Raw genomic sequence first — 18,795 nt, 5'->3', positions numbered from 1 at the left:
TTGGCCGAGATGATCCCGACCTGCGCGATTTCCGAGCTGTCCGAGACGTCCTTGGAACGGCTCTTGAGGTTCTCGACCACGGCGAGCACGGCCTGATCGATGCCGCGCTTCAGATCCATCGGATTCATGCCGGCGGCGACCGACTTCATGCCTTCGGTGACGATCGCCTGAGCGAGCACGGTGGCGGTGGTGGTGCCGTCGCCCGCGCTGTCATTCGCCTTGCTGGCGACTTCGCGCAGCATCTGGGCGCCCATGTTTTCGAACTTGTCCTTGAGCTCGATTTCCTTGGCGACGGTGACGCCGTCCTTGGTGATGCGCGGGGCACCGAAGCTCTTGTCGATGACGACATTGCGGCCCTTGGGGCCGAGGGTCACCTTGACGGCGTTGGCGAGAATGTCGACGCCGCGAAGAATGCCTTCGCGGGCTTCGCGGCCGAACTTGACGTCCTTGGCTGCCATGATTGTTTCTCCTGAGATTGTGTGTGATTAGAAAGAGATGATGGGGGTCGGCTTCAGCCGATCACGCCCATGATGTCGCTTTCCTTCATGATCAGCAGGTCTTCACCGTCGATCTTGACTTCGGTGCCCGACCACTTGCCGAACAGCACGCGATCGCCGACCTTGACGTCGAGCGGGATGCGGTCGCCGTCTTCGTCACGGTTGCCTTCGCCGACGGCGATGACTTCGCCTTCGCTGGGCTTTTCCTGAGCGCTGTCGGGGATGATGATGCCGCCAGCGGTCTTCTGGTCGGCTTCGATGCGACGGACCACAACGCGGTCGTGCAGCGGACGAAATGCCATGGGTATGACCTTTCCTGAAAGGGGTTGAGTTGCTTGGCACTCCCCTCTCGAGAGTGCCAACGCAGCGGCATTTGGTCGCGGCCCGCGAATGAATCAACCCCCGCCGATGCAAAAAATTTCGTCGGCCATGCGCTTTTTCGCGCGAGGGTGGCCAGCGCGGACAGGCTCGGTTATCCCGTCGCGCCCATCCTGCAAGGAGCCCTGCCTGACAATGTCCGCCTCGAAACTGCCGCCCCGCCTCGCCGCGATGGGCGACGAGATCAACGTCGCGCAGGAGGCCTGGCTGTGGCTCAAGATCAACCTCGCCTACCTCACCGGCGCGCTTGCAGTGCTGGTGATTGGGGTGATCCTTGCCCGGATGCTCTCGCGCATGGCGGACCGAGCGCTGACCCGCTCGGGACGGATCGAGCCGACGGTCGCCAAGTTCCTCAGCAACCTCATCCGCTATGCACTGTGGGTGGTGGTGGCGGTGACGGTGCTCACCCAGTTCGGGGTGCAGACCACCAGCATCATCGCCGCGCTCGGCGGGCTGGCGCTGGCGGTGGGCCTTGCGCTTCAGGGCACGCTGTCGAATGTGGCGGCGGGCGTGATGATCCTGATCCAGCGGCCGTTCCGCGTCGGCGAATACATCACCGCCGGGACGGTTGGGGGGACGGTGCAGTCGATCGGGCTGTTCACCACCGAGCTGCTCCAATTGGACGGGCTCTATGTCATGGTTCCCAACAATGAGCTGTGGAACAAGGCGGTGGTCAACGCCTCGCGCATGCCGACCCGGCGCTTCGAGCTGGTGGTGCCGATCGCCTATGAGGATGACCTTGCCGCAGCCAAGGCGGCGATGCTGGAACTGGCCGTGGCCGATCCGCGCGTGCTCGCCGAGCCTGCGCCGGTCGCTTTCGTGGCCGGGCTCGGCGACAATGCGGTGCGCGTCGGGGTGCGGCTGTGGTGCAACGCGGGGGATTACCTCGCGCTGTCCTGGGCGCTGAACGAGGGCGTGAAGCTGCGGTTCGACGCGCTCGGCATGCATATCGCGACCGGCGTCCCGGCGCCCGCGCGCTAGGCGGGGACCGGAACAGCGGCGGCAGTTGCGGCAGGGGCGGAGGCGTAGTCCGTCAATCCCAGCAGGTCGCGCCGCGCCCAGCGCCACAGCAGCAAGGCCGCAGCGAAGAACAGGCCGGTTGCCAGCCCGATCCACACCCCTGTCCCTTCGAGCGGGGTGTAGAATCCGAGCCAGATCGCCATGCCGAAGCCGGGCACCCAGTAGCTGAAGATCGCGATCCACATCGGCACGCGGGTGTCCTGCAAGCCCCGCAGCGCGCCCGCGCCGACCGCCTGCACGCCGTCCGCGAGCTGGAAGATCGCCGCCAGCGTCAGATATTGCACTGCAAAGGCAACCAGGGCGGCATTGGCGGGCGCGGCCGGGTCGACATAGACCTGCAGCAGCAGCGTCGGCATCAGCATCATGGCGAGCGCGGTGGTGCACATGAACCCCGTCCCGATCACGATCGCCACCCACCCGGCGCGCCCCGCAGCCACGCGGTCGCCCGCGCCGTGGTGGAAGCCGACCCGGATCGTCGCCGCCTGGGCGGTGCCGAACGGGATCTGGAAGGCGAGCGCGGCGAGGTTGAGCGCGAGGGTGTGCGCCGCCAGCTCGGTCTCGCCGATGCGGCCCATCAGCAGCGCCGCGCCGCTGAACAGCCCGGCCTCGGCGAGCACGGTGAGGGCAATCGGGGTGCCGATCACCATGATCTCCTTGAGCCGCGACCACTCGGGCCGCCACCAGCGCCCGAAGATGCGGTAACGCCGCAAGCTGCGGTCGCGCCCGATCACCACCACATAGGCGGCGAGCATGGCGAGGGCGGTGATGACGCTCGACAGCGCCGAGCCGAGCAGGCCCAGCGCGGGGAGCCCGAGATGCCCGAACACCAGCGCCCAGTTGCCGAGGATGTTGGTGCCCAGCGCCAGCAGGGTGATCGTGGTCGCATAGCCCGGCTTGCCGAGCGCGGCGACGAAGATGCGGAACACGCCGGCAAGGATCATCGGGATCATCGCGAAGGCGATCACGAACAGGAAATCGCCCGCGATCGCAGCGATCGCCGGCTCCTGACCGCTCAGCAGCAGCAGCGGCTCGCCTGCGAAGGCGATGCCCATTCCGATGAGGCCGAACACCACCGAGACCCACATTCCCATGCGCACCGTGCGGCGGATGTCGCGCACCGAATGCAAGCGGCGCCCGCGTTCGGCGGCGATCAGCGGGGCGCAGGCGCCGATCAGGCCGGTCATCGCCCACAAGGTAAGGCCGAAGATCGCGATGCCGAGGCTCGAGGCGGCGAGCGGAGTGTCGCCCAATCGCGCGATGAAGATCACGTCGACCGCGTGGATCAGCATCTGCAGCAGGTTGGTCGCGGCAAGCGGCACCGCCAGCGCAAGCGTCGCGCGCAGTTCCTGCCCCCAGCCGGGCGTCGAGAGAGAGTTCGCCTGTGTCATGTCGGTCATCAGCCCGCGGTCAGGCCAGCCGATCCGGATAGGCGCGGCCGCGATTCGGGGGAAGACCCAATCCGGCCCGAAGATCCGAACCGATTCGGGGCATCTTGCTGCGCATGCCGCTTCGCGCAGGCCGGTTTGCCGGAACAGGTGAGGAACATCGTGCCGGAATGACGCAAATCAGGCGATTATGCTTGGCCGAATCAGTCCGGCGTAAGATAACAGCCGCACTTGGGGGACTAGAGTGGCACAGGGCAGACATCCTTCTGGCAAGGCTGCAAATGGCAGCACGGCAACTGCCGCGGGCAAGACCGCGCGCGGGCGTACCGCCTCGCGGCGAATGCTGACCCGCGTGCTGCCGGGCGGCGTGATCGTTGCCGCTGCGCTGACCATGCCCGAGTTCTCCGTCGGCGCCGGCGACATGGGCAGGGGGCCCATGCCGGAAGGTCCGCCCGAGCCTGCCGCCAAGCCCGATACCGGCCCCACTTCGGTCAGGGCGCAGCGCCTCGCCGGCAGCACCGCGCCGACCCATCCCAAGCTTGCGGGCGTGCGCTATGCGCCGATCATCGATCTTGGCACCGACACCGCTCACGCGGCCGGCCGCGTGCGCGCGCAGGCGGCGCGGCCCGCCAGCGCGCGGGAGCTTGGCGTGGGTGAGCCCGCGCCCAATGCCAATGCCTTCGAACAGGCCTTCGCCGACCCGGCCTTCGCGGCCGCGCCCGTCTCCGGGCCCGCGAACGCTGCGCCGCTGGCAGCGCCTGCGGGGAGCGGCCCCGATATCGCCGCGCAGCCCGCTGCCGCGCCGCTCCCGGCTCCTGCGCCCGCGCGCGTCGCCGCCGTCCCCGAGATCAACGCCGCGCTGACCGCCGCCCCCTCCGCGGCCCTGCCCGCCGACCTTGCGGCCGCGCCCGAGCTTCCCGCCAGGCTTCCCGAAGCAGCCTCGAAGCCGGCTGCGGGCGGGGCCGATGCGCTGGCCTTCGCCAGCCTGTTGCCCGAAGAGCAGTCGGCCCTGCGCGCACCTGCCGGAACCGGCGCGGTGCCCGCCGCTTTGCCAGCCAGCCAACCAGCACCGGCTGCGGCTGCGGTGGTGACGGCTGCCGTGCCCGCTCCCGCCCCCGCACCGGCCGCAGCGCCCGCCCGTGCTGCAGCGCTCGCCCCGGCTGCTGGCGTGAGCGCGCCGCCTGCCAATCGCGGCATGATCGATCAGATCTCGCCCGCCCGTATCGCGGCGCCGCGCCCAGCTGTGGCAACTGCCCCCGCTTCGGCTCCGGCGACGGCCCCGGCGCGGATCGCACCCGTGTCGGCGCCGAAATCCGCACCCCTTGCCGCGCCCGCAGCCGCCGCGCCCGCCAAGCCGGCTCCGGCCCCTGCTGCCGCCGCCGCCGTCGCGCCGAGGCAGGCTCCCGCGCTCACTGCACCGACCTCGGCCGCCGGGGCGCCGCGCATCGCCGACCTCGATTTCAAGTCCCGCCTCCTCGCCCGCGTCGACGGGCGCAGCAAGGGGCAGGTCGATTTCCAGCAGACCCCGGCGGGCCTCAAGGTCCGGCTCGGCTCGGTCGCCGAGGTGCTCGCCGACCGGCTGCCCGCGGGCGAGCTGACGCGGATCCGCAGCTCGTCATCGGGCAATGCCTGGCTCTCGTTGGCCGAATTGCAGGCGCAGGGCATCCCGATCAGCTATGATCCGGTCTATGACGAGTTCAACATCGGCCGCGAAGACACCCGCCCCAAGGCCGCGCGCAAGGCGCATATGGACCAGATCAGCGCGCCCGAGCGGATGTCGGGGGCCGCGAGGATGGACCAGATCCGCCGCCGCTAACGCGCAGCGCAGGTGCCGTGGGTGACCTCGTAGGGGGCGCGGCCCTCTTCCTCGGCGACCAGCTTCACGCACCAGCCTTCGCCCGCCGTCGTGCGCAGCGTCGAAAGCACCGCCTGCGTGCCCGCGACGAGCTGCGTCGACCCGCGGTGGCGCGAGGTCGAGGTACCGGTCACCTCGAGCGAATAGCTCACCCCCTGCGCGCGGGGCGACAGGCCGGTGAGGCGGATTTCGAGCATCCCGTCGCGGGCCTCGACATCGAGGCTGAGCGCGCGGGGGAAATCGGACAGGCCTTCGGGCATGGCGGGAGTCTCCGGGCTCGTGGGGGAAGGGGTAGCGGCGGCGGCGGTGGCGGCGAGTAGGGCGGCGAGCGCGGCGATCATGGCGCGCCCCCGCCGAGCTGCCCCACCAGCGCATTGATCAGCGCCTGCGTTTCCTCGCCGACTTGCGGCGCGGTGCCTGCGGCGTCCTCGTCGGACGTGCGGCCTTGGGGTGGCAGACCGGTGCCGAGCGCGATCGCGGCGATCGCCTGGTTGCTGGGATCGCCGATCGAGGCGCCGCCGCGTCCGAGCCGGTCGATCACCGCAGTCAGCGTGGGCAGCGAACTGCTCTCCAGATCGCCGCGCAGCAGCCGGTCCTCGGCGCTGAGGCCGACCTCGGGCCGCGCGGTGAACTCGCCCGAGCGGGTCTCGATGCGGGTCTGGCACAGCGCCATGATTGCCGCGACGCGCGGCGGATCGTTGCAGATGTCGCTGCCCTCGATCGCCTCGAGCAGCACCCGCCGCTCGCCCGCCGAAAGCTGGGCGAGGGTGGCGTCGAGATCGGCGCGGCTGAGCTGCGCCATTCCCGGGCCGCTGTCGGCGAGTGCGGAAATCTGGCGCGCAGGCGCAGTGCTGTCGGCGGGCGAGAGCCGCTCGGCGGTATCGGGGACAAGGCTGTCACGCGGCGCGGCGGGGACGGCAGGCACGCCGCTTTCGTCAAGATAGGCGCGGCCCGGCCCGGTGGAGGACGCCTGAGCGGGAAGCGCGATCTGGCTCGCCTCGGTGCGGTTGACTGCGGGCGCAGGCGCATCCTGCCGGGCGGGCGCGGGGACGCAGAGACCCGCCAGCGCCGCCACCGGCACGATCCCGCCAAGCCGGACAAGCGCGCGGGCCATGCTCCGGCCTAGCCGCCCGGGCCGGGCGGCGGCATGAACTGCGCGCCGGTGTTGCTCTGGGTGACCTGGAGACTGGCCCCGCCGCTCTGGGTGATCCCGAGATCGGCGAGGCCGTCACCGCTCTGTGTCCATTCGAGGCGGTTGCCGCTGTCCAGCTGGGTCGCGGTCATGGTGTTGCCGTCACCGATCTGGGTGAGGCTCGCCTGGTTGTCGCTGCCGTCCTGCACCAGCGCCAGCCTGTTGCCGGTGCCGCGCTGGAGGATCGCCGCGACCGACTGGGCGCTGGCGGAGTTCTCGCTCTGGAACACGATCGCGGTGTTGCTGTCGCCTTCCTGCACGAGGCCGAGTTCGGCGCTGCCGATGCCGTCCTGCACCGCATCGACGCGGTTGCTGTCGCCATCCTGCGCGATCCGGGCGACCTGCGGGGCGGGGCCCTTCTGGGTGAGGTCGATACGGTTGTCGTTACCGTCCTGCACCGCGCGCGCGAGGCTGTCGGCATTCTGCTGGGTGACCGTCGCTTCGTTGCCGTCGCCGATCTGGGTGACGAACACGCCGCGTTCGGGCCCGCTCTGAGCGAGCGCCGGGGCAGCGCCGAGGGCCAGCGCCGCCGCCGTGAGGAGGCCGCCTGCGGTCTTGAAGCGGGCCGTTTCGAGCAATGTCATCCTCGTCATCCGCCTCTGATAGCTGAAAGGAAGGCTCCGGGCGAGAGCCGGTCTCGCCCGGAGCATGGCCTGTGGCCGCTTACGGGTTCTGCGTGACGGTGGCGGTGTTGCCCGTCCCGTTCTGGACGATCGACGAGTAGTTCGCGTCGCTGGTCTGGGTCACGGTCGCGGTGTTGCCGCTGCCGGTCTGGGCGATGATCGATTCGTTGTCGAGCCCGCCCTGGTTGAGCGTCGCCTTGTGGCCCGACCCGGTCTGGGTGAGGGTCGAGATACCATCCGAACCGGTCTGGTTGATGTCGGCGGTATTCTCCGAGCTGCCGGCAGCCTGGGTCACCGTCGAGCGGTTGAAGTTGCCGATCTGGTCGACGAACACAGCGTTGTCGGACCCGGCCTGTTCGACGCCCGAGGTGTTGCCGAGGCCATTCTGGAGCACGGTTATGCCGCTATCCGAAGCCGACTGCGTTATGGTCGACAGGTTGGTGTCGAGCGCAGTGAGGCCCAGCAGGTTGGTCTGGGTGACACTGGCGTTGGACCCGTTGGCGCCGAGATCCTGAGTGATGTTCGATTCGTTCTGCTGCCCCGTCTGGCCGACGACCGCGCCGGCACCCGCATTCTGCGTGATGATCGACAGGTTGGTCGGGAAGAAGGTCGGCGCGGTGGTGTCAGCCGACTGGGTCACCGTTGCCGAGGCACCGTCAGCGGTCTGGTTGATCTGCGAGTTGTTGTCGCCGTAGGATCCGCCCTGGGTGACATTCGCCGAAGCAGCGCCGCTCTGATCGATCTGCGAGTTGTTGAAGATGCCGGTCTGGCGCAGCGTTGCCGATGCCCCGTTGCCGGTCTGCACCAGTCCAGAGCGGTTGAGATCGCCGGTCTGGGTCACCGACGCCTCGACGCCGTTGGCGCTCTGCGCGATGCTCGAGAAGTTGCTGCGGATCACGTCCCCGAAGACCGTGTCGAGGCCATCCTTGCCGCGGGTGCGGGTGCCGTTGCCGGATTCCACTGCGGTCTGGGTGACGTTCGCGCTCGCGCCTTCGCCCGACTGGGTGATGGCGGAGTCGTTCTCGTTGCCCGACTGCAGGACGCTGGCGAAGCCCATCGTGCCGCTCTGGGTGGTCCCTGCAGCGTTGAAGCTGCCCTGCTGGTTGATGCTGGCTTCGTTGAATTCGACCGCCGCATCGGCATAGCCGGTCTGGTCGATCGAGGCGGCGTTGCCCCCGCCGTTCTGGGTGATGGTGGCATCGGCGCCGAGCGCGAACTGCGCCGGGTTGGTGGCAAAGCCGGCCGAGGTCTGGGTGATGGCCGCAATGTTGATGGCGCCGCCGGCATTGGTCTGGTTGACCGTGGCGATGGCCGCCCCGTTCTGGAAGTTCTGCATGACGGCCGAGCTGTTGTCCTGCCCGTTCTGGGTGATGAAGGCATCATTGTCGGTCGAGGTCTGCGCGCTGTAGACCGAGCTGTTGTCCCCGCCGGTCTGCTGCACGGTCACCTGACCGCTGACGGCATTGGGACCCTGGTTTACCAGCGAGAAGTTCTGGCCTGCGCCCGCAGCGTTCTGGTTCTGGTTCACGGTGACGGTGCTGCCGGTCCCCGACGCGCCGAAGCCATTGACGTTGTTCTGGTTCACGGTCGAGACGTTCGCCTCGCCATTGGCGGCGCTGCTGGCGCCGGTATCGGTCTGGACCACATCGACCCGGCTTTCGGGCGCGCGGTCGTCGGCCAGCGTGGTGACGTTCGAGGTCGAGCCGGTGACGCCCGACTGGTCGACCGTCACGGTCCCGCCCGCGGTCTGGGTGATGTTCGAATCGTTGTTGGTGCCAGCCTGCTTGACCGTCGCGACCGCGCCTTCGCCGGTCTGGTCGATTTCCGAGGTGTTGGTGCCGTTCTGCGTGACGGTGGCCGCGTTCGCGGTGCCGCTCTGGTTGATGTCCGACTGGCTCTGCGCGAAGGCGGGAGCGGCAATCGTCAACGCCATGATCGAGGCGCCAGCAAGGATTGTCTTCTTCATCTCAAGTTCCTTCATGAAACAGGTTGTCTTGCGAATGATCGGTGTTGTGCTTTCCGGGCGGCAGCCTGGGCCGCACCCGGAGGGTTGAAGGTCAGAAGCCCTGCGTTACGGTCGCCGTTCCGCCGGTGCCGCTCTGGGTGATGGTCGACAGATTGTTGTCGCTCGACTGGGTCACGGCCGCAGTGTTGAGCGAGCCGTTCTGGAGGATGGTCGATTCATTATCGCCGCCCGACTGGGTGACATCGGCGGTGTTGCCGAGGCCGTCGACCGTGCCGGTCTGGGTGATCTCGCTGGTGTTGCCCGCACCCGATTGCGTCAGCAGCGCGGTGCTGTTGAAGCCATCCTGCGTGATCTCCGAGCCGTTGCCGGCACCGCTCTGGGTGACGCTCGCGGAGTTCTCCGAACGCTCGCCGCCGGCCCCGGTCTGGGTGATCAGCGAGGTCGATCCGTCCGAACCGACCAGCTGGTCGACAAAGGCGAGATCACGGTTGCCCGACTGGTTGATCGTCGAGGTCGTCCCCACGCCACCTTGCAGCACGTCAGCCGAATTGTTGAGCCCGGTCTGGGTCGAATCCGAGATGTTGCCGCTGCCGGACTGGAGCACGATGAGGTTCTGCCCCGCGGTGCCCTGGAAGGCGTCGACGGTGTTGCCGGTGCCGTTCTGGGTGATGGTGGCGGCAGCCTTCTTGTTCTCCTGCACCAGATCGGTGGTATTGTTCGCGCCGTCCTGCGTGACCGTGGCGGTAAGCCTTCCATCGGCCTTGCCGATGATGCCGAAGCCCTGGTCGCGCTGGGTGACGTTGGCGAGGTTGCCCGCACCGGTCTGGTTCACCGTGGCGAGGAAGGTGTTGCTGCCGTCATTGTCGAAGGTCTGGGTGATGTTCGCGGTGCTCGCGCCGTCTTGGGTGACGAACGCGTCCTGGGTGATCGAACCGTCCCCGGCTGCGGTCTGGTCGATGGTCGAGATCGCCCCGCTGTCCTGGGTGACCTTGGCGAACAGATCGCCCGAACTCGCGCCGGATGCGGTCTGCGTCACGGTCGAATCCGAGAAGCCGCGCTGGTCGACCTCGGCGCGCAGTCCCGCGGCACGGTCCCCCGCAAGGGTCTGAAGGACTGTCGAGGTCGAGTCGGTCTGGACCACCCCGGCGTAGATGTTCAGCCCGCGGTCTTCGGTCACCGACTGCTCGATCAGCGAATCGCTGTTGCCCCGCTGATCGACATTCGCGCGCAGCGCACCCGCCTGCCAGGCAACGCCGAGGTTCTGGTCGATGGTCGAGACGTTGTTGTCGCCCGTCTGCTTGACGTTCGCCAGCAAGTTGAAGTTGCCGGTGATGTTGAGCTGGTTGACGTCCGACCGGTTGTTGTCGCCGATCTGGCTCACGACGGTCTCGGGATCCTGCGGCACCATGCCGGTCGTGCCGCGGGTGTCACCATCGGTCTGGGTGACGTTCGAGATGTTGCCGTCGCCCGTCTGCGTCACATCGGCGCTGGCGGCCAGCGCGTCCTGATCGATGGTGGACTCGTTGCCCGCCCCGGTCTGGCTGACCTTGGCGACATTGTTCTCGCCATCCTGATCGACGTCCGAGGTGTTGCTGCCCGTCTGGCCGACCGTGGCGGCATTGCCGCTGCCGGTCTGGTCGAGGGTCGAGACGCTCTGCCCCAGCGCAGGGGCTGCGGCGGCGAGAGCGATGAGCGATGCGCTGGTAATGATGGACTTCTTCATGATTCTTGTCCTTGTTGGGGATCACGTTGGACCGACCGGGGAGACTGCGCCTACTCGCCCGGGCGGTTGGGGAGGGCGGCACGTCCGCCGCTCCCCGCGCGCGATCAGGGCTGGTTCTGGAAGACTGCGGCGTTGTGGCCGCTGCCGGTCTGGGAGATGCTGGCAACGTTGCCGACATCGCCCTGGGTCACACCGGCGATGTTGTTGCTGCCGGTCTGGAGGATGGTCGATGCATTGAGCTCGCCATCCTGATCGAGCGTCGCAAGGTTGCCGGCACCGTTCTGGGTGACGCTCGACTTGCCTTCGTCTCCGGTCTGGTTGACCAGCGCGGTGTTGTTGCTGCTGGCTGCGAGCGTGACGACATTGGCATTGCCCGATGTGCCCTGGTTGATGACCGAGCGGTTGCCGTCACCTTCCTGAAGCAGCCGTGCGGTCTGGCCAATGCCGAGCTGGGTGACACCCACCGCGCCGCCCGGCGCGCCGCTGATGTTGCCCTCGCCGATCTGGGTCACTTCGACGACCTGATTGATGCCGTACTGGTCGACGCGCGCGGTGTTGCCCGCGCCGTTCTGGGTGACCTCGGTGCTCTGGTTCTCGACCGCCGCGATGTTGAACGCCAGCGTGCCGAGGCGCGCCGCGTTCTGGTCGATCTCCGAACGGTTGCCGGCGCCGGTCTGGTCGACGGTGGCATCCGAGAAGTTGGCCACGCCGCGCACGTCCGAGAAGTTGGTCGCGCCGTTCTGGGTCACCGAGACGTCAGCGACGCCGGCCAGCTGGGCGATGGTCGAGACGTTGTCCTCGCCGTTCTGGAACACGTCGGCATTGGTCAGGCCCTCGCTCTGGCCGACGGTGCTGCTGTTGCGGCTGCCGAACTGTTCGACTTCGATCGTCGAGCCGAGCCCGGTGCCGGTGACGAGCGAGACGTTGCTGGCGCCGCTCTGGAACACATCGACATCCGAACCGGCGCCGTTCTGGGTGACGGTCGAGCGGTTGGTGGTGCCCAGCTGTGTCACCGCCAGGTTCGATCCGGCACCGGTTTCACTCGCGGTCGAGATGTTGCCGCTGCCGTCCTGGCCGATGTTGGCCACTGCGCCGAGCCCGCTTTGCGTGATCGTCGACTGGTTCGCGCCAGCGCCGCTCTGGGTCACTGTGGTTCCCGACAGGTTGCCCGACTGGCCAACGGTCGAACGGTTGTCGTCGCCGGACTGATCGATGGTGGTCGTCGAGAACGAGCCCGACTGGGTCACGCCCGAATTGTTGCCGTTGCCTGTCTGAGTCACTCTGGTGATCGAGCTGACGCCGGTCTGGCTGATGGTCGAAAAGTTGTTATCGCCATTCTGGGTTACGAACGCATCGGCCGAGATGCCGCCCTGAGTGACGGTCGAAGTGTTGACCAAGCCGTCCTGGCTGACGCTGGTCAGCGAGCCGTTGCCGGTCTGGGTGATGGTCGAGAAGTTGCCCTGACCGTCCTGGCTGACAGTTGCCGAGGCATCGTCGCCGCTCTGGGTGATCAAGGATTGGTTGCCGACGTCGAAGTCTTCGTCGTTGTTCTGGGTGACGCTGATGATCGCGCGGTCGCCGGTCTGGCCGACGGTGCTGGAATTGGCGTTGCCGGTCTGGGTCACCGCAGCCATGGCATCGAGCGCGTTCTGGGTCACGCCCGAGACGTTGTTGGTGCCGTCCTGCGAGACGTCGACTTCGCTGTCATCGCCGTCCTGAGTGACGGTGCTGATGTTGCCTGCGCCTTCCTGGCCGACGGTGGCAGTGTTGCCGCTGGCCGTGCCCGACTGCAGGATGGTCGAGCTGTTGGCATTGCCCGCGGTGCTCTCCTGAGTGACGTTGGCGGTATTGCCGCTGCCGTCCTGATCGACCTCGCTGGTGTTGGTGCCAGTGCCGGTCTGGCCGATGACAGCGGTTTCGTTCGTGCCGGTCTGAGTGACGGTCGAGGTGTTGGGCACGCCCTGCGCGAGCGCGGCCCCCGCCAGCGACAGCGCGATCAACGACACGCCCGCCTTGATGGCTTTCTTCATTGCTCGGATCCTTCTGTTTTCATCATGATGTGCGACAGGTTCGCGCTCCGCCGGCGTTCTTGGGCCGCGGATGCGTGAGATCGGGGTCGGGAGTGGCCGCGCGAAGGCTTCAGGGGAGCCGCACCAGCGCGCGCTGCCGCGCACGGACACATGTCCGTTGCGGGGGGCTGGTAATGATCGGTCCTGAGCCGCTCGGCATTCATGTGTTGCATCCGCCTATTCGATAGGCGATACCGAGCACCGGCCACGGCGCGCCTAGACGCCGGGTCAATCAGGTTATCGCATACCTTGCCTCGCGCGCATCGGAGTTGCAGCTCCTTTGCGTGCTTTGTTTTCCGTACCGCTCGGCGTTGCCGCACCTCACGGGCCGTCTACCCCCCTCGAACCCTCACGATCCCCAGGGAAATCTCTCCAGCGTCACGATCCGTCCCGCTGTTTTTCTTCCAGTGGCTCGCCGTCGACCACCGTCAGCGCAGTGAGCGAGCCTGCCCGCTTGAGCGCCTTCTGGATGTCGCTGGCATCATATCGTCCGTCGCGCTCGGCGCGGTAGGCGACGAGCAGCGGCTGGGCAGCCGCCATGTCCTCGAACCGCCACAGATCAAGCTCCACACCCTCGAGCACGAGGCCATAGACCGCCTTCTCGATCGCCTGCTGGAGCGCGACCTGATCGGGCTCGTTGGAAGTGAACCCGGCCTCGGCCTCGAGCAATTCGCGGAAGGCGACGAACTTGAAGGCATTGGCCCCGATCGCCTGACTGGCGATCGTCTTGGAAGTGGTGACGTTGGCGAGCACCTCGCCGGTGCGCACCGAAACCGCGCGCAGATAGACCGTCACCGTGTCCGGCCGGTATTCGGTGCGCGCGCCGATGCCGAGGAAGGCCGCGCCCGCCCCGCCGGTGACGGTGTTGGTGTCATAGCCGACGATCCCGCCTTCCAGCAGCACGCCGGCAAACAGCAGCGCCGGGAGCGCCTGGGGATCGACCTCCTGCTCGCCGAGGTAGCGCTTGCGCATCTCGCCGATGATCTGGCGTTCCTTGAGGAGGTTGTCGAGCCGCTCGCGCTCGACCACGGTGAACCACTGGCGGTTGCCCGCGTCCTGAAGCGCGCGCACCAGCATCGAGCTGGCTCCCTGGGTCACCGCGCGCGACAGGGTCTGCCCGGTTTCGGTCGGCTTGAACTGCCCGGTCTGGTCGGTGAAGCCGTAGACCGCGATCGCCACCGGGCGCTGGGGCCCGGGCAGCTGGTTGAGCAGGCTCTGAGTCTGGGTCTTCTTCGGGAAATAGGCGAGGCTGGTGGTGGTCGCGAGCGAATTGCGGCCATCCTGCGGCGCGCTCATGCACCCGGCGAGCGGGGCTGTCGCAAGCGCCAGCAGGGCAAGGCGGAACAGGCTATGCATCGGTCGGATCAGTCGACTTCGATGAACAGCGGAACGACGATCCGGGTTTCCTCACCCGTGGCGTCGTCGCGGATGATGATCGTCACTTCCTCGAGCGAGCGGAAGAAGTCGATGGTCTGACCGCCGAAGCTGATCGTGCCGGATTCCTGCGGGTTCTCGCCGAAGATCGCATCGACGATCTGCGAGGACAGTGCCGAGAGCAGCCGTGACTGCAGCTGGCGGGCAAAGATGTCGGCCTGTGAATTGCTGCTGGTCGCACGCGGATCGCGGAAATCGTTGTTGGCGTTGGCAACGCCCAGAACGTGCTGCGAATTGAACGGGTTGCCGCCGAAAGTCGGGCTGACCGGCTCGTACGTGATGTCCTGCGCAGCAAGCGGTGCGCCGGATGCCACGGAGCATGCCAACAGGCCAAGCCTCCAATTCAGCATAAACCCCCCATCGAGAAACGACGCATCTCTCCGGCACACTTCGGACCGGTTAGAGAGAGCGCGCGACTCGCAACCTCACCATGACTCTACGGGTTATTAACAGGGTGTAAAGTTAGTTAACCTTTGATTTGCGGGCTGACCTGCGCTCCGAGCGGCATTGGTGCGGTTGCGCCCGCTGCAACTGAGGCTCTTTTCAGAGAGCGCAGGGACGGCGTTCATGTGCAGTCTGCTCGATATTGCGATTAATTGCCGCGCCGCGAAAACCGGGTTGTCGATCGAACCATTTGCGGCGGCGGTACGAAGCCGCGGCCGAGCAGGCGTTCGACCAGCGCATTGCCCTCGGCCTCGAGCCGGGAGGCCTCGCTCGAGAGGATGTGAAACACGCTGCCGGCCGGGCCGTAGAACAGCAAGCCGGCCTCGCTGTCGCGCACCCAGCGCGAGATCCGCGCGCCCTGGGTTTCGCGGAAGATCTGCTTTTCCCGTTCGTTGCGCATGGGGCCAACATACTGGAAACAGGTAAAAAAAGGGGGCGACGCCATCGCTGGCGCCGCCCCCTTTTTGCAATCGGCCCGAAGGCCGCTGGCTGACGAGCTTACTTGAGCTCGACGGTGCCGCCGGCTTCTTCGATCTTCTTCTTGATCTCTTCGGCTTCGGCCTTGTTGATGCCTTCCTTGACCGCCTTCGGCGCGCTTTCGACCAGCGACTTGGCTTCGGTCAGACCGAGGCCGGTGATCGCGCGGACTTCCTTGATGACCTGGATCTTCTTCCCGCCGTCGCCGGTCAGGATGACGTCGAACTCGGTCTGCTCTTCGACGGCTTCGACCGCAGCGGCCGGGCCAGCGGCAACCGCGACAGCAGCAGCGGCGCTGACGCCCCATGCTTCTTCGAGGGCCTTGGCAAGGTCAGCCGCCTCGAGGACGGTCAGCTTCGAAAGTTCTTCAACAAGCTTGGCAATATCGGCCATGATGGTTCACTCCAAATAGTGGCGGGGCAAGTGCGCCCCAAAAGATTGTTTCGTCTGACGAAAAACGTCTCTTAGGCTGCGTCCTTGTCCGCGTAAGCGGCAAACACACGGGCGACCTTCGCGGCCGGGGCGGTGACGACCTGAGCGATCTTCGTCGCCGGGGCGTTGACCAGCCCGATGAGCTTGGCGCGCAGCTCGTCGAGGCTCGGCATCGAGGCAAGCGCCTTGATCCCGGTCTCGTCGAGCACGACCGAACCCATCGACCCGCCGACGATTTCGAGCTTGTCGTTCGACTTGGCGAAATCGACAGCGGCCTTGGCAGCCGCGACCGGGTCCTTCGACCAGGCCAGCCCGACCGGGCCGGTGAGCATCTCACCGATCCCGACATAGTCGGTGTTTTCAAGGGCGAGCTTGGCGAGACTGTTCTTCGCAACCTTGTAGGACGCACCAGCATCGCGCATCTTCCCGCGCAGGTCGGTGGACTGGGCCACCGTCATGCCGAGATTGCGGGTGACGACCACCACGCTGACCTCGGAGAAGACCGCATTGAGCTGGGCAACCGCGTCGGCTTTCTGCGAACGATCCATGCCATACTCCTTCACATTTGGCTGCGACCGGGAATGGCTCCCCGGACGCAACCGGCTACGTTGTGTCCGCGCAAGGAGCCACGAAGGCTCCGAACGCGGGCGAGTCCGTCGAAAGGGAAGGAGGGTGTGCCATCCAGCACGAGCAGGGCGTCGCCTCGGCGCGATCCCCTGCGAAATCTCTTTTCCCCGTCTAGGTTGGAAATTAAGACCGGCATATTCCGGTCACCAACGGTCTCGGACGGATGATCCTCGAAAGGATCGGGGCGGGTCAATAGCCATGCGCGCGGCCGAGTCAAGCGGATTGTCCGGGGGCCGGGCTTGCCGCAGGCCTGCGGTCAGCCCTTCGCGCGGCGCCAAGTCTTTGGCCTGTCGCACCTCTTGCCCTATAAGCCAGCGCCATGACCGAGCCCCACCCTGCCGATTCCCCTGCAGCCGCTGATCCGAACCCGGCCGGGCGCGCGCTGCGCTTCATCGAGCAGGGGCTGCTGATGGTCGCCGCGCTGATGACCCTGGGCGCGGCCGGGGCTGAGGTCGCGGCGGTCTTCCAGCGTGGCAGCATCGTGCTTGCCGATATCCTGCTGATGTTCCTCTATACCGAAGTGATCGCGATGATCGCGGTGTTCTACACCGGCAAGGCATCGTCTTTCGTCTTCCCGATCTTCATCGCCATCACCGCGATCGCGCGGCTGATCGTATTGCAGGGCAAGGACATGCAGGCGGAGAACGTGGTGTTCGAGGCCGGCGCGATCCTGCTGCTGGCGGGTGCGGCGCTGGTGATGGGGCGCGTGCGGGCGCACTAGCACTCAGGCGAGGGCCGGAGCATCGCTGCCCCGGCCCCCGGCCGTTATGGATGGTTCAATCCGCCTTGTAGCCGAGCAGCTCGCCCGGCTGGCAGTCCAGCTCGCGGCAGATCGCAGCGAGGGTGGAGAAGCGGATCGCCTTGGCCTTGCCGGTCTTGAGGATCGACAGGTTGGCGAGGGTGAGGTCCACGCGCTCGGCCAGTTCGGTCAGCGTCATGCGGCGGGCGTAGAGCAGGTCGTCGAGCTTGACCATGATGCGGGCTCCGTCGAGATCGTCGTTGATGGGGGGCATCACACGGTTCCTTCCAGATCTTCGCGCAGCGCCGCGCCGTGGCGGAACACCCGGGCGAGGATGAACAGAACGAGGATCAGCAGAATTGCCCCAATGTCGAAATCGAACCCGAGGTCACTGCCCCGACCGGCCTTCTCCAGATAGGGGCCAAACCATTCTGCCAGTCCCATGAGAAAGAGGATCACCACCTGTCCGGCCAGCGCCAGCCATCCCATTTGTGCCAGCCGGTCGGCGTTTGCAGGCTCGAAGGGGTCACCCTTTCCTACGGAACTGATCACGGCCAGCAGGCGCACGAAGAACAAGCCGCCCATCGCCATCAGGGCGATAATGAGCAACAGCGCGGCGGCGATCAGCCAGATGCCGCTTGCCGGTGCGCCCACGGCCTGAAGGTCCGCAATGATACGGCCCTGCTCGATCGTGGCCACTGCTCCCAGACCGATCGTGACCATGGTCGCAGCGAAGATGCATACCGCTATCATGAGCGCGGCGATGAGCTTGGCTCCGCTCAGCAGGGGGTCGCGGATTTTGTTGCGCATGGATTGTCTCCTCGGAAATGGCGCGGCGATCAGGCGAGTTCGGGCGCGGCAAGTGCCGACTGGGCGGCGGCCTGCGCCGGCGGCACGGTCACGATCGCGCCGATCGAGCCCAAGGTGAGTACGAAGGCGGCGCAGGCCGCGAGGACGGTGTCGGCGTAGCGGGTCATATCGAGTTCCTTTTAGTGGCGTATCGTGATTCGATAAAACCCCTCTATTCCGATTCGCGGCATATCGTCAATCAATAATATTGAAAAACGATATTGAACGCGTTGATTCTCGGTAAAACCGGCTCAGGCAGCCGGACAAAGGTTACACGGTGTCCGCTTTTGAATTCCCGCATAAAGCGTTTACTTTCATGGAGTTGAACCCCAAAATTGCGGCCGGACGGACACGGGAACGCGGCGCGAAATCGCAGGCAGGGCTGGGAGTCCGGGACAGACAATGCGAAAGAGCAGGGGGCAGCCTGCGCTTCGGGAGGCGGGTAGGAAAGCCCCGCCGCAGCCGGGCGCGTTTCGCCCCGGCGCGGCATTGACATGCGCCAGGGCCACTCGTACATCGCGCGCTCTTGCCCGCTTCGAGCAAGGCTGATTCATGCGCGGGGATCGGCCTCAGGATGGAAGCGGCGAAGGCCATTCACGCGACGCAAACCGGAAGGCTGCTGCCGACACCGCATTTCTGGCGGCGTCAGGCTTGCGGCTTCTGCGCGTTGATGATGGCCGCTTTCTCGCGTGGAACGACAGCGATTTTTCCCGTCCGCGCGACATTTCTCGCGCGGCCCAATTGAAGAGGCCCACTCCCTCATGGCAACCAAGGCGAAGCCGCCCGTCACCCGCAGCCGCAAGGCGCAAGGGACCGCCAAGAAGCGCATCCGCAAGATCTTCGGTGACATCCACGAAGTGGTGCAGATGCCGAACCTGATCGAGGTTCAGCGCGAAAGCTACGAGCAGTTCCTGCGTTCGGACAAGGCCACGGGCTATGTCTCGGGCCTCGAGAAGACGCTGCGCTCGGTTTTCCCGATCCGCGATTTCGCCGGCACCGCCGAGCTCGATTTCGTCCATTACGAACTCGAAGAGCCCAAGTACGACACCACCGAGTGCCGTCAGCGCGGCATCACCTATGCCGCC

At 66.6% G+C, this 18,795-nt stretch carries 21 protein-coding genes; 4 read left to right on the top strand and 17 right to left on the bottom strand.

Translation table 11 applies throughout. The features are described from left to right. Both NBV68_RS08380 and groES read right to left on the bottom strand, forming a co-directional pair. On the bottom strand, positions 1-458 hold a 458-nt coding region (locus tag NBV68_RS08380; protein WP_296308764.1), incomplete at its 3' end, for a TCP-1/cpn60 chaperonin family protein. 53 nt (positions 459-511) lie between these two features. Further along, a complete protein-coding gene (groES, locus tag NBV68_RS08375; protein WP_296308763.1) occupies positions 512-799 on the bottom strand; it encodes a co-chaperone GroES in 288 nt (95 codons plus the stop codon). A gap of 211 nt (positions 800-1,010) precedes the next feature. Between groES and NBV68_RS08370 the strand changes: the two genes are divergently transcribed. Next, positions 1,011-1,856, top strand: coding sequence for a mechanosensitive ion channel domain-containing protein (locus NBV68_RS08370; protein ID WP_296308760.1), 846 nt, complete (start codon positions 1,011-1,013; stop codon positions 1,854-1,856). On the opposite strand, the gene NBV68_RS08365 is transcribed toward NBV68_RS08370, so the two are convergent. Then, positions 1,853-3,283 carry an MATE family efflux transporter gene (locus NBV68_RS08365; RefSeq protein WP_296308766.1) on the bottom strand — a complete coding sequence of 477 codons (1,431 nt, stop codon included), beginning with the start codon at positions 3,281-3,283 and terminating at the stop codon, positions 1,853-1,855. The two genes, NBV68_RS08370 and NBV68_RS08365, sit on opposite strands and share 4 nt — an antisense overlap. A 241-nt stretch (positions 3,284-3,524) precedes the next feature. Here NBV68_RS08365 and NBV68_RS08360 point away from each other — a divergent pair, with 241 nt between their 5' ends. After that, positions 3,525-5,096 (top strand): hypothetical protein, encoded by a 1,572-nt coding sequence (locus NBV68_RS08360; RefSeq protein WP_296308758.1) that lies wholly within the window; start codon positions 3,525-3,527, stop codon positions 5,094-5,096. Here the strand turns inward: NBV68_RS08360 and csgH are convergent. The 11 genes from csgH to rplJ form a co-directional block, all read right to left on the bottom strand. After that, entirely contained in the window at positions 5,093-5,476 is a 384-nt protein-coding gene (csgH, locus tag NBV68_RS08355; RefSeq protein WP_296308756.1) for a curli-like amyloid fiber formation chaperone CsgH, read from the bottom strand. The genes NBV68_RS08360 and csgH overlap by 4 nt on opposite strands. After that, positions 5,473-6,249, bottom strand: coding sequence for a hypothetical protein (locus NBV68_RS08350; protein WP_296308754.1), 777 nt, complete (start codon positions 6,247-6,249; stop codon positions 5,473-5,475). The genes csgH and NBV68_RS08350 overlap by 4 nt, the downstream gene beginning before the upstream one ends. 8 nt (positions 6,250-6,257) lie before the next feature. Continuing rightward, complete coding sequence (locus tag NBV68_RS08345) at positions 6,258-6,911, bottom strand: hypothetical protein (protein WP_296308752.1); 654 nt, start codon at positions 6,909-6,911, stop codon at positions 6,258-6,260. A 79-nt stretch (positions 6,912-6,990) separates the two neighbouring features. Then, positions 6,991-8,916, bottom strand: a complete 1,926-nt coding sequence (locus tag NBV68_RS08340) for a hypothetical protein (protein WP_296308750.1) — start codon at positions 8,914-8,916, stop codon at positions 6,991-6,993. A gap of 91 nt (positions 8,917-9,007) precedes the next feature. Further along, the gene (locus NBV68_RS08335) at positions 9,008-10,639 is read right to left on the bottom strand and encodes a Curlin associated protein (protein WP_296308748.1); all 1,632 of its coding nucleotides are present in this window, start codon (positions 10,637-10,639) and stop codon (positions 9,008-9,010) included. Positions 10,640-10,743: 104 nt separating this feature from the next. Continuing rightward, positions 10,744-12,669, bottom strand: coding sequence for a hypothetical protein (locus tag NBV68_RS08330; protein ID WP_296308747.1), 1,926 nt, complete (start codon positions 12,667-12,669; stop codon positions 10,744-10,746). Positions 12,670-13,086: 417 nt separating this feature from the next. Beyond that, entirely contained in the window at positions 13,087-14,064 is a 978-nt protein-coding gene (locus NBV68_RS08325; RefSeq protein WP_296308746.1) for a CsgG/HfaB family protein, read from the bottom strand. An 8-nt stretch (positions 14,065-14,072) separates the two neighbouring features. After that, positions 14,073-14,456 (bottom strand): curli assembly protein CsgF, encoded by a 384-nt coding sequence (locus tag NBV68_RS08320; RefSeq protein ID WP_296308745.1) that lies wholly within the window; start codon positions 14,454-14,456, stop codon positions 14,073-14,075. Between the two features lie 278 nt (positions 14,457-14,734). Next, positions 14,735-14,986, bottom strand: a complete 252-nt coding sequence (locus tag NBV68_RS08315; RefSeq protein ID WP_296308743.1) for a hypothetical protein — start codon at positions 14,984-14,986, stop codon at positions 14,735-14,737. Between the two features lie 98 nt (positions 14,987-15,084). After that, positions 15,085-15,456: a 50S ribosomal protein L7/L12 gene (rplL, locus tag NBV68_RS08310; RefSeq protein WP_296308741.1), complete on the bottom strand. Its 372-nt coding sequence runs from the start codon at positions 15,454-15,456 to the stop codon at positions 15,085-15,087. Between the two features lie 71 nt (positions 15,457-15,527). Next, positions 15,528-16,043 carry a 50S ribosomal protein L10 gene (gene rplJ, locus NBV68_RS08305; RefSeq protein WP_296308739.1) on the bottom strand — a complete coding sequence of 172 codons (516 nt, stop codon included), beginning with the start codon at positions 16,041-16,043 and terminating at the stop codon, positions 15,528-15,530. Between the two features lie 398 nt (positions 16,044-16,441). On the opposite strand from rplJ, the gene NBV68_RS08300 reads away from it, so the two are divergent. Next, positions 16,442-16,843, top strand: a complete 402-nt coding sequence (locus NBV68_RS08300) for a phosphate-starvation-inducible PsiE family protein (protein ID WP_296308738.1) — start codon at positions 16,442-16,444, stop codon at positions 16,841-16,843. A gap of 55 nt (positions 16,844-16,898) precedes the next feature. Here the strand turns inward: NBV68_RS08300 and NBV68_RS08295 are convergent, their stop codons facing one another. The 3 genes from NBV68_RS08295 to NBV68_RS08285 are packed head-to-tail and all read right to left on the bottom strand — an operon-like array spanning position 16,899 to position 17,838. Further along, positions 16,899-17,135 (bottom strand): helix-turn-helix transcriptional regulator, encoded by a 237-nt coding sequence (locus NBV68_RS08295; protein WP_296308736.1) that lies wholly within the window; start codon positions 17,133-17,135, stop codon positions 16,899-16,901. Beyond that, complete coding sequence (locus NBV68_RS08290) at positions 17,135-17,671, bottom strand: DUF2975 domain-containing protein (RefSeq protein ID WP_296308734.1); 537 nt, start codon at positions 17,669-17,671, stop codon at positions 17,135-17,137. Before NBV68_RS08290 ends, NBV68_RS08295 begins: the two co-directional genes overlap by 1 nt. 29 nt (positions 17,672-17,700) lie before the next feature. Continuing rightward, the gene (locus tag NBV68_RS08285; protein WP_296308733.1) at positions 17,701-17,838 is read right to left on the bottom strand and encodes a hypothetical protein; all 138 of its coding nucleotides are present in this window, start codon (positions 17,836-17,838) and stop codon (positions 17,701-17,703) included. 633 nt (positions 17,839-18,471) lie between these two features. Between NBV68_RS08285 and NBV68_RS08280 the strand changes: the two genes are divergently transcribed. Continuing rightward, positions 18,472-18,795: hypothetical protein (locus tag NBV68_RS08280; protein WP_296308732.1), on the top strand; the 324-nt coding region annotated here is incomplete at its 3' end.

The organism is Erythrobacter sp. (assembly GCF_023653175.1).
In the GTDB taxonomy this organism is placed as follows: Bacteria; Pseudomonadota; Alphaproteobacteria; order Sphingomonadales; family Sphingomonadaceae; genus Erythrobacter.
The sequence above is the reverse complement of the archived record's forward strand: the minus strand, read 5'-3'. Positions and strand labels throughout refer to the sequence as shown.

What these genes read in the sequence shown, in the direction of transcription:
- groES (WP_296308763.1), bottom strand. Translation starts at nt 799, where the DNA reads ATGGCATTTCGTCCGCTGCACGACCGCGTTGTGGTCCGTCGCATCGAA.
- NBV68_RS08370 (WP_296308760.1), top strand. Translation starts at nt 1,011, where the DNA reads ATGTCCGCCTCGAAACTGCCGCCCCGCCTCGCCGCGATGGGCGACGAG.
- NBV68_RS08365 (WP_296308766.1), bottom strand. Translation starts at nt 3,283, where the DNA reads ATGACACAGGCGAACTCTCTCTCGACGCCCGGCTGGGGGCAGGAACTG.
- csgH (WP_296308756.1), bottom strand. Translation starts at nt 5,476, where the DNA reads ATGATCGCCGCGCTCGCCGCCCTACTCGCCGCCACCGCCGCCGCCGCT.
- NBV68_RS08350 (WP_296308754.1), bottom strand. Translation starts at nt 6,249, where the DNA reads ATGGCCCGCGCGCTTGTCCGGCTTGGCGGGATCGTGCCGGTGGCGGCG.
- NBV68_RS08345 (WP_296308752.1), bottom strand. Translation starts at nt 6,911, where the DNA reads ATGACATTGCTCGAAACGGCCCGCTTCAAGACCGCAGGCGGCCTCCTC.
- NBV68_RS08340 (WP_296308750.1), bottom strand. Translation starts at nt 8,916, where the DNA reads ATGAAGAAGACAATCCTTGCTGGCGCCTCGATCATGGCGTTGACGATT.
- NBV68_RS08335 (WP_296308748.1), bottom strand. Translation starts at nt 10,639, where the DNA reads ATGAAGAAGTCCATCATTACCAGCGCATCGCTCATCGCTCTCGCCGCC.
- NBV68_RS08330 (WP_296308747.1), bottom strand. Translation starts at nt 12,669, where the DNA reads ATGAAGAAAGCCATCAAGGCGGGCGTGTCGTTGATCGCGCTGTCGCTG.
- NBV68_RS08325 (WP_296308746.1), bottom strand. Translation starts at nt 14,064, where the DNA reads ATGCATAGCCTGTTCCGCCTTGCCCTGCTGGCGCTTGCGACAGCCCCG.
- NBV68_RS08315 (WP_296308743.1), bottom strand. Translation starts at nt 14,986, where the DNA reads ATGCGCAACGAACGGGAAAAGCAGATCTTCCGCGAAACCCAGGGCGCG.
- rplL (WP_296308741.1), bottom strand. Translation starts at nt 15,456, where the DNA reads ATGGCCGATATTGCCAAGCTTGTTGAAGAACTTTCGAAGCTGACCGTC.
- rplJ (WP_296308739.1), bottom strand. Translation starts at nt 16,043, where the DNA reads ATGGATCGTTCGCAGAAAGCCGACGCGGTTGCCCAGCTCAATGCGGTC.
- NBV68_RS08300 (WP_296308738.1), top strand. Translation starts at nt 16,442, where the DNA reads ATGACCGAGCCCCACCCTGCCGATTCCCCTGCAGCCGCTGATCCGAAC.
- NBV68_RS08295 (WP_296308736.1), bottom strand. Translation starts at nt 17,135, where the DNA reads ATGCCCCCCATCAACGACGATCTCGACGGAGCCCGCATCATGGTCAAG.
- NBV68_RS08290 (WP_296308734.1), bottom strand. Translation starts at nt 17,671, where the DNA reads ATGCGCAACAAAATCCGCGACCCCCTGCTGAGCGGAGCCAAGCTCATC.
- NBV68_RS08285 (WP_296308733.1), bottom strand. Translation starts at nt 17,838, where the DNA reads ATGACCCGCTACGCCGACACCGTCCTCGCGGCCTGCGCCGCCTTCGTA.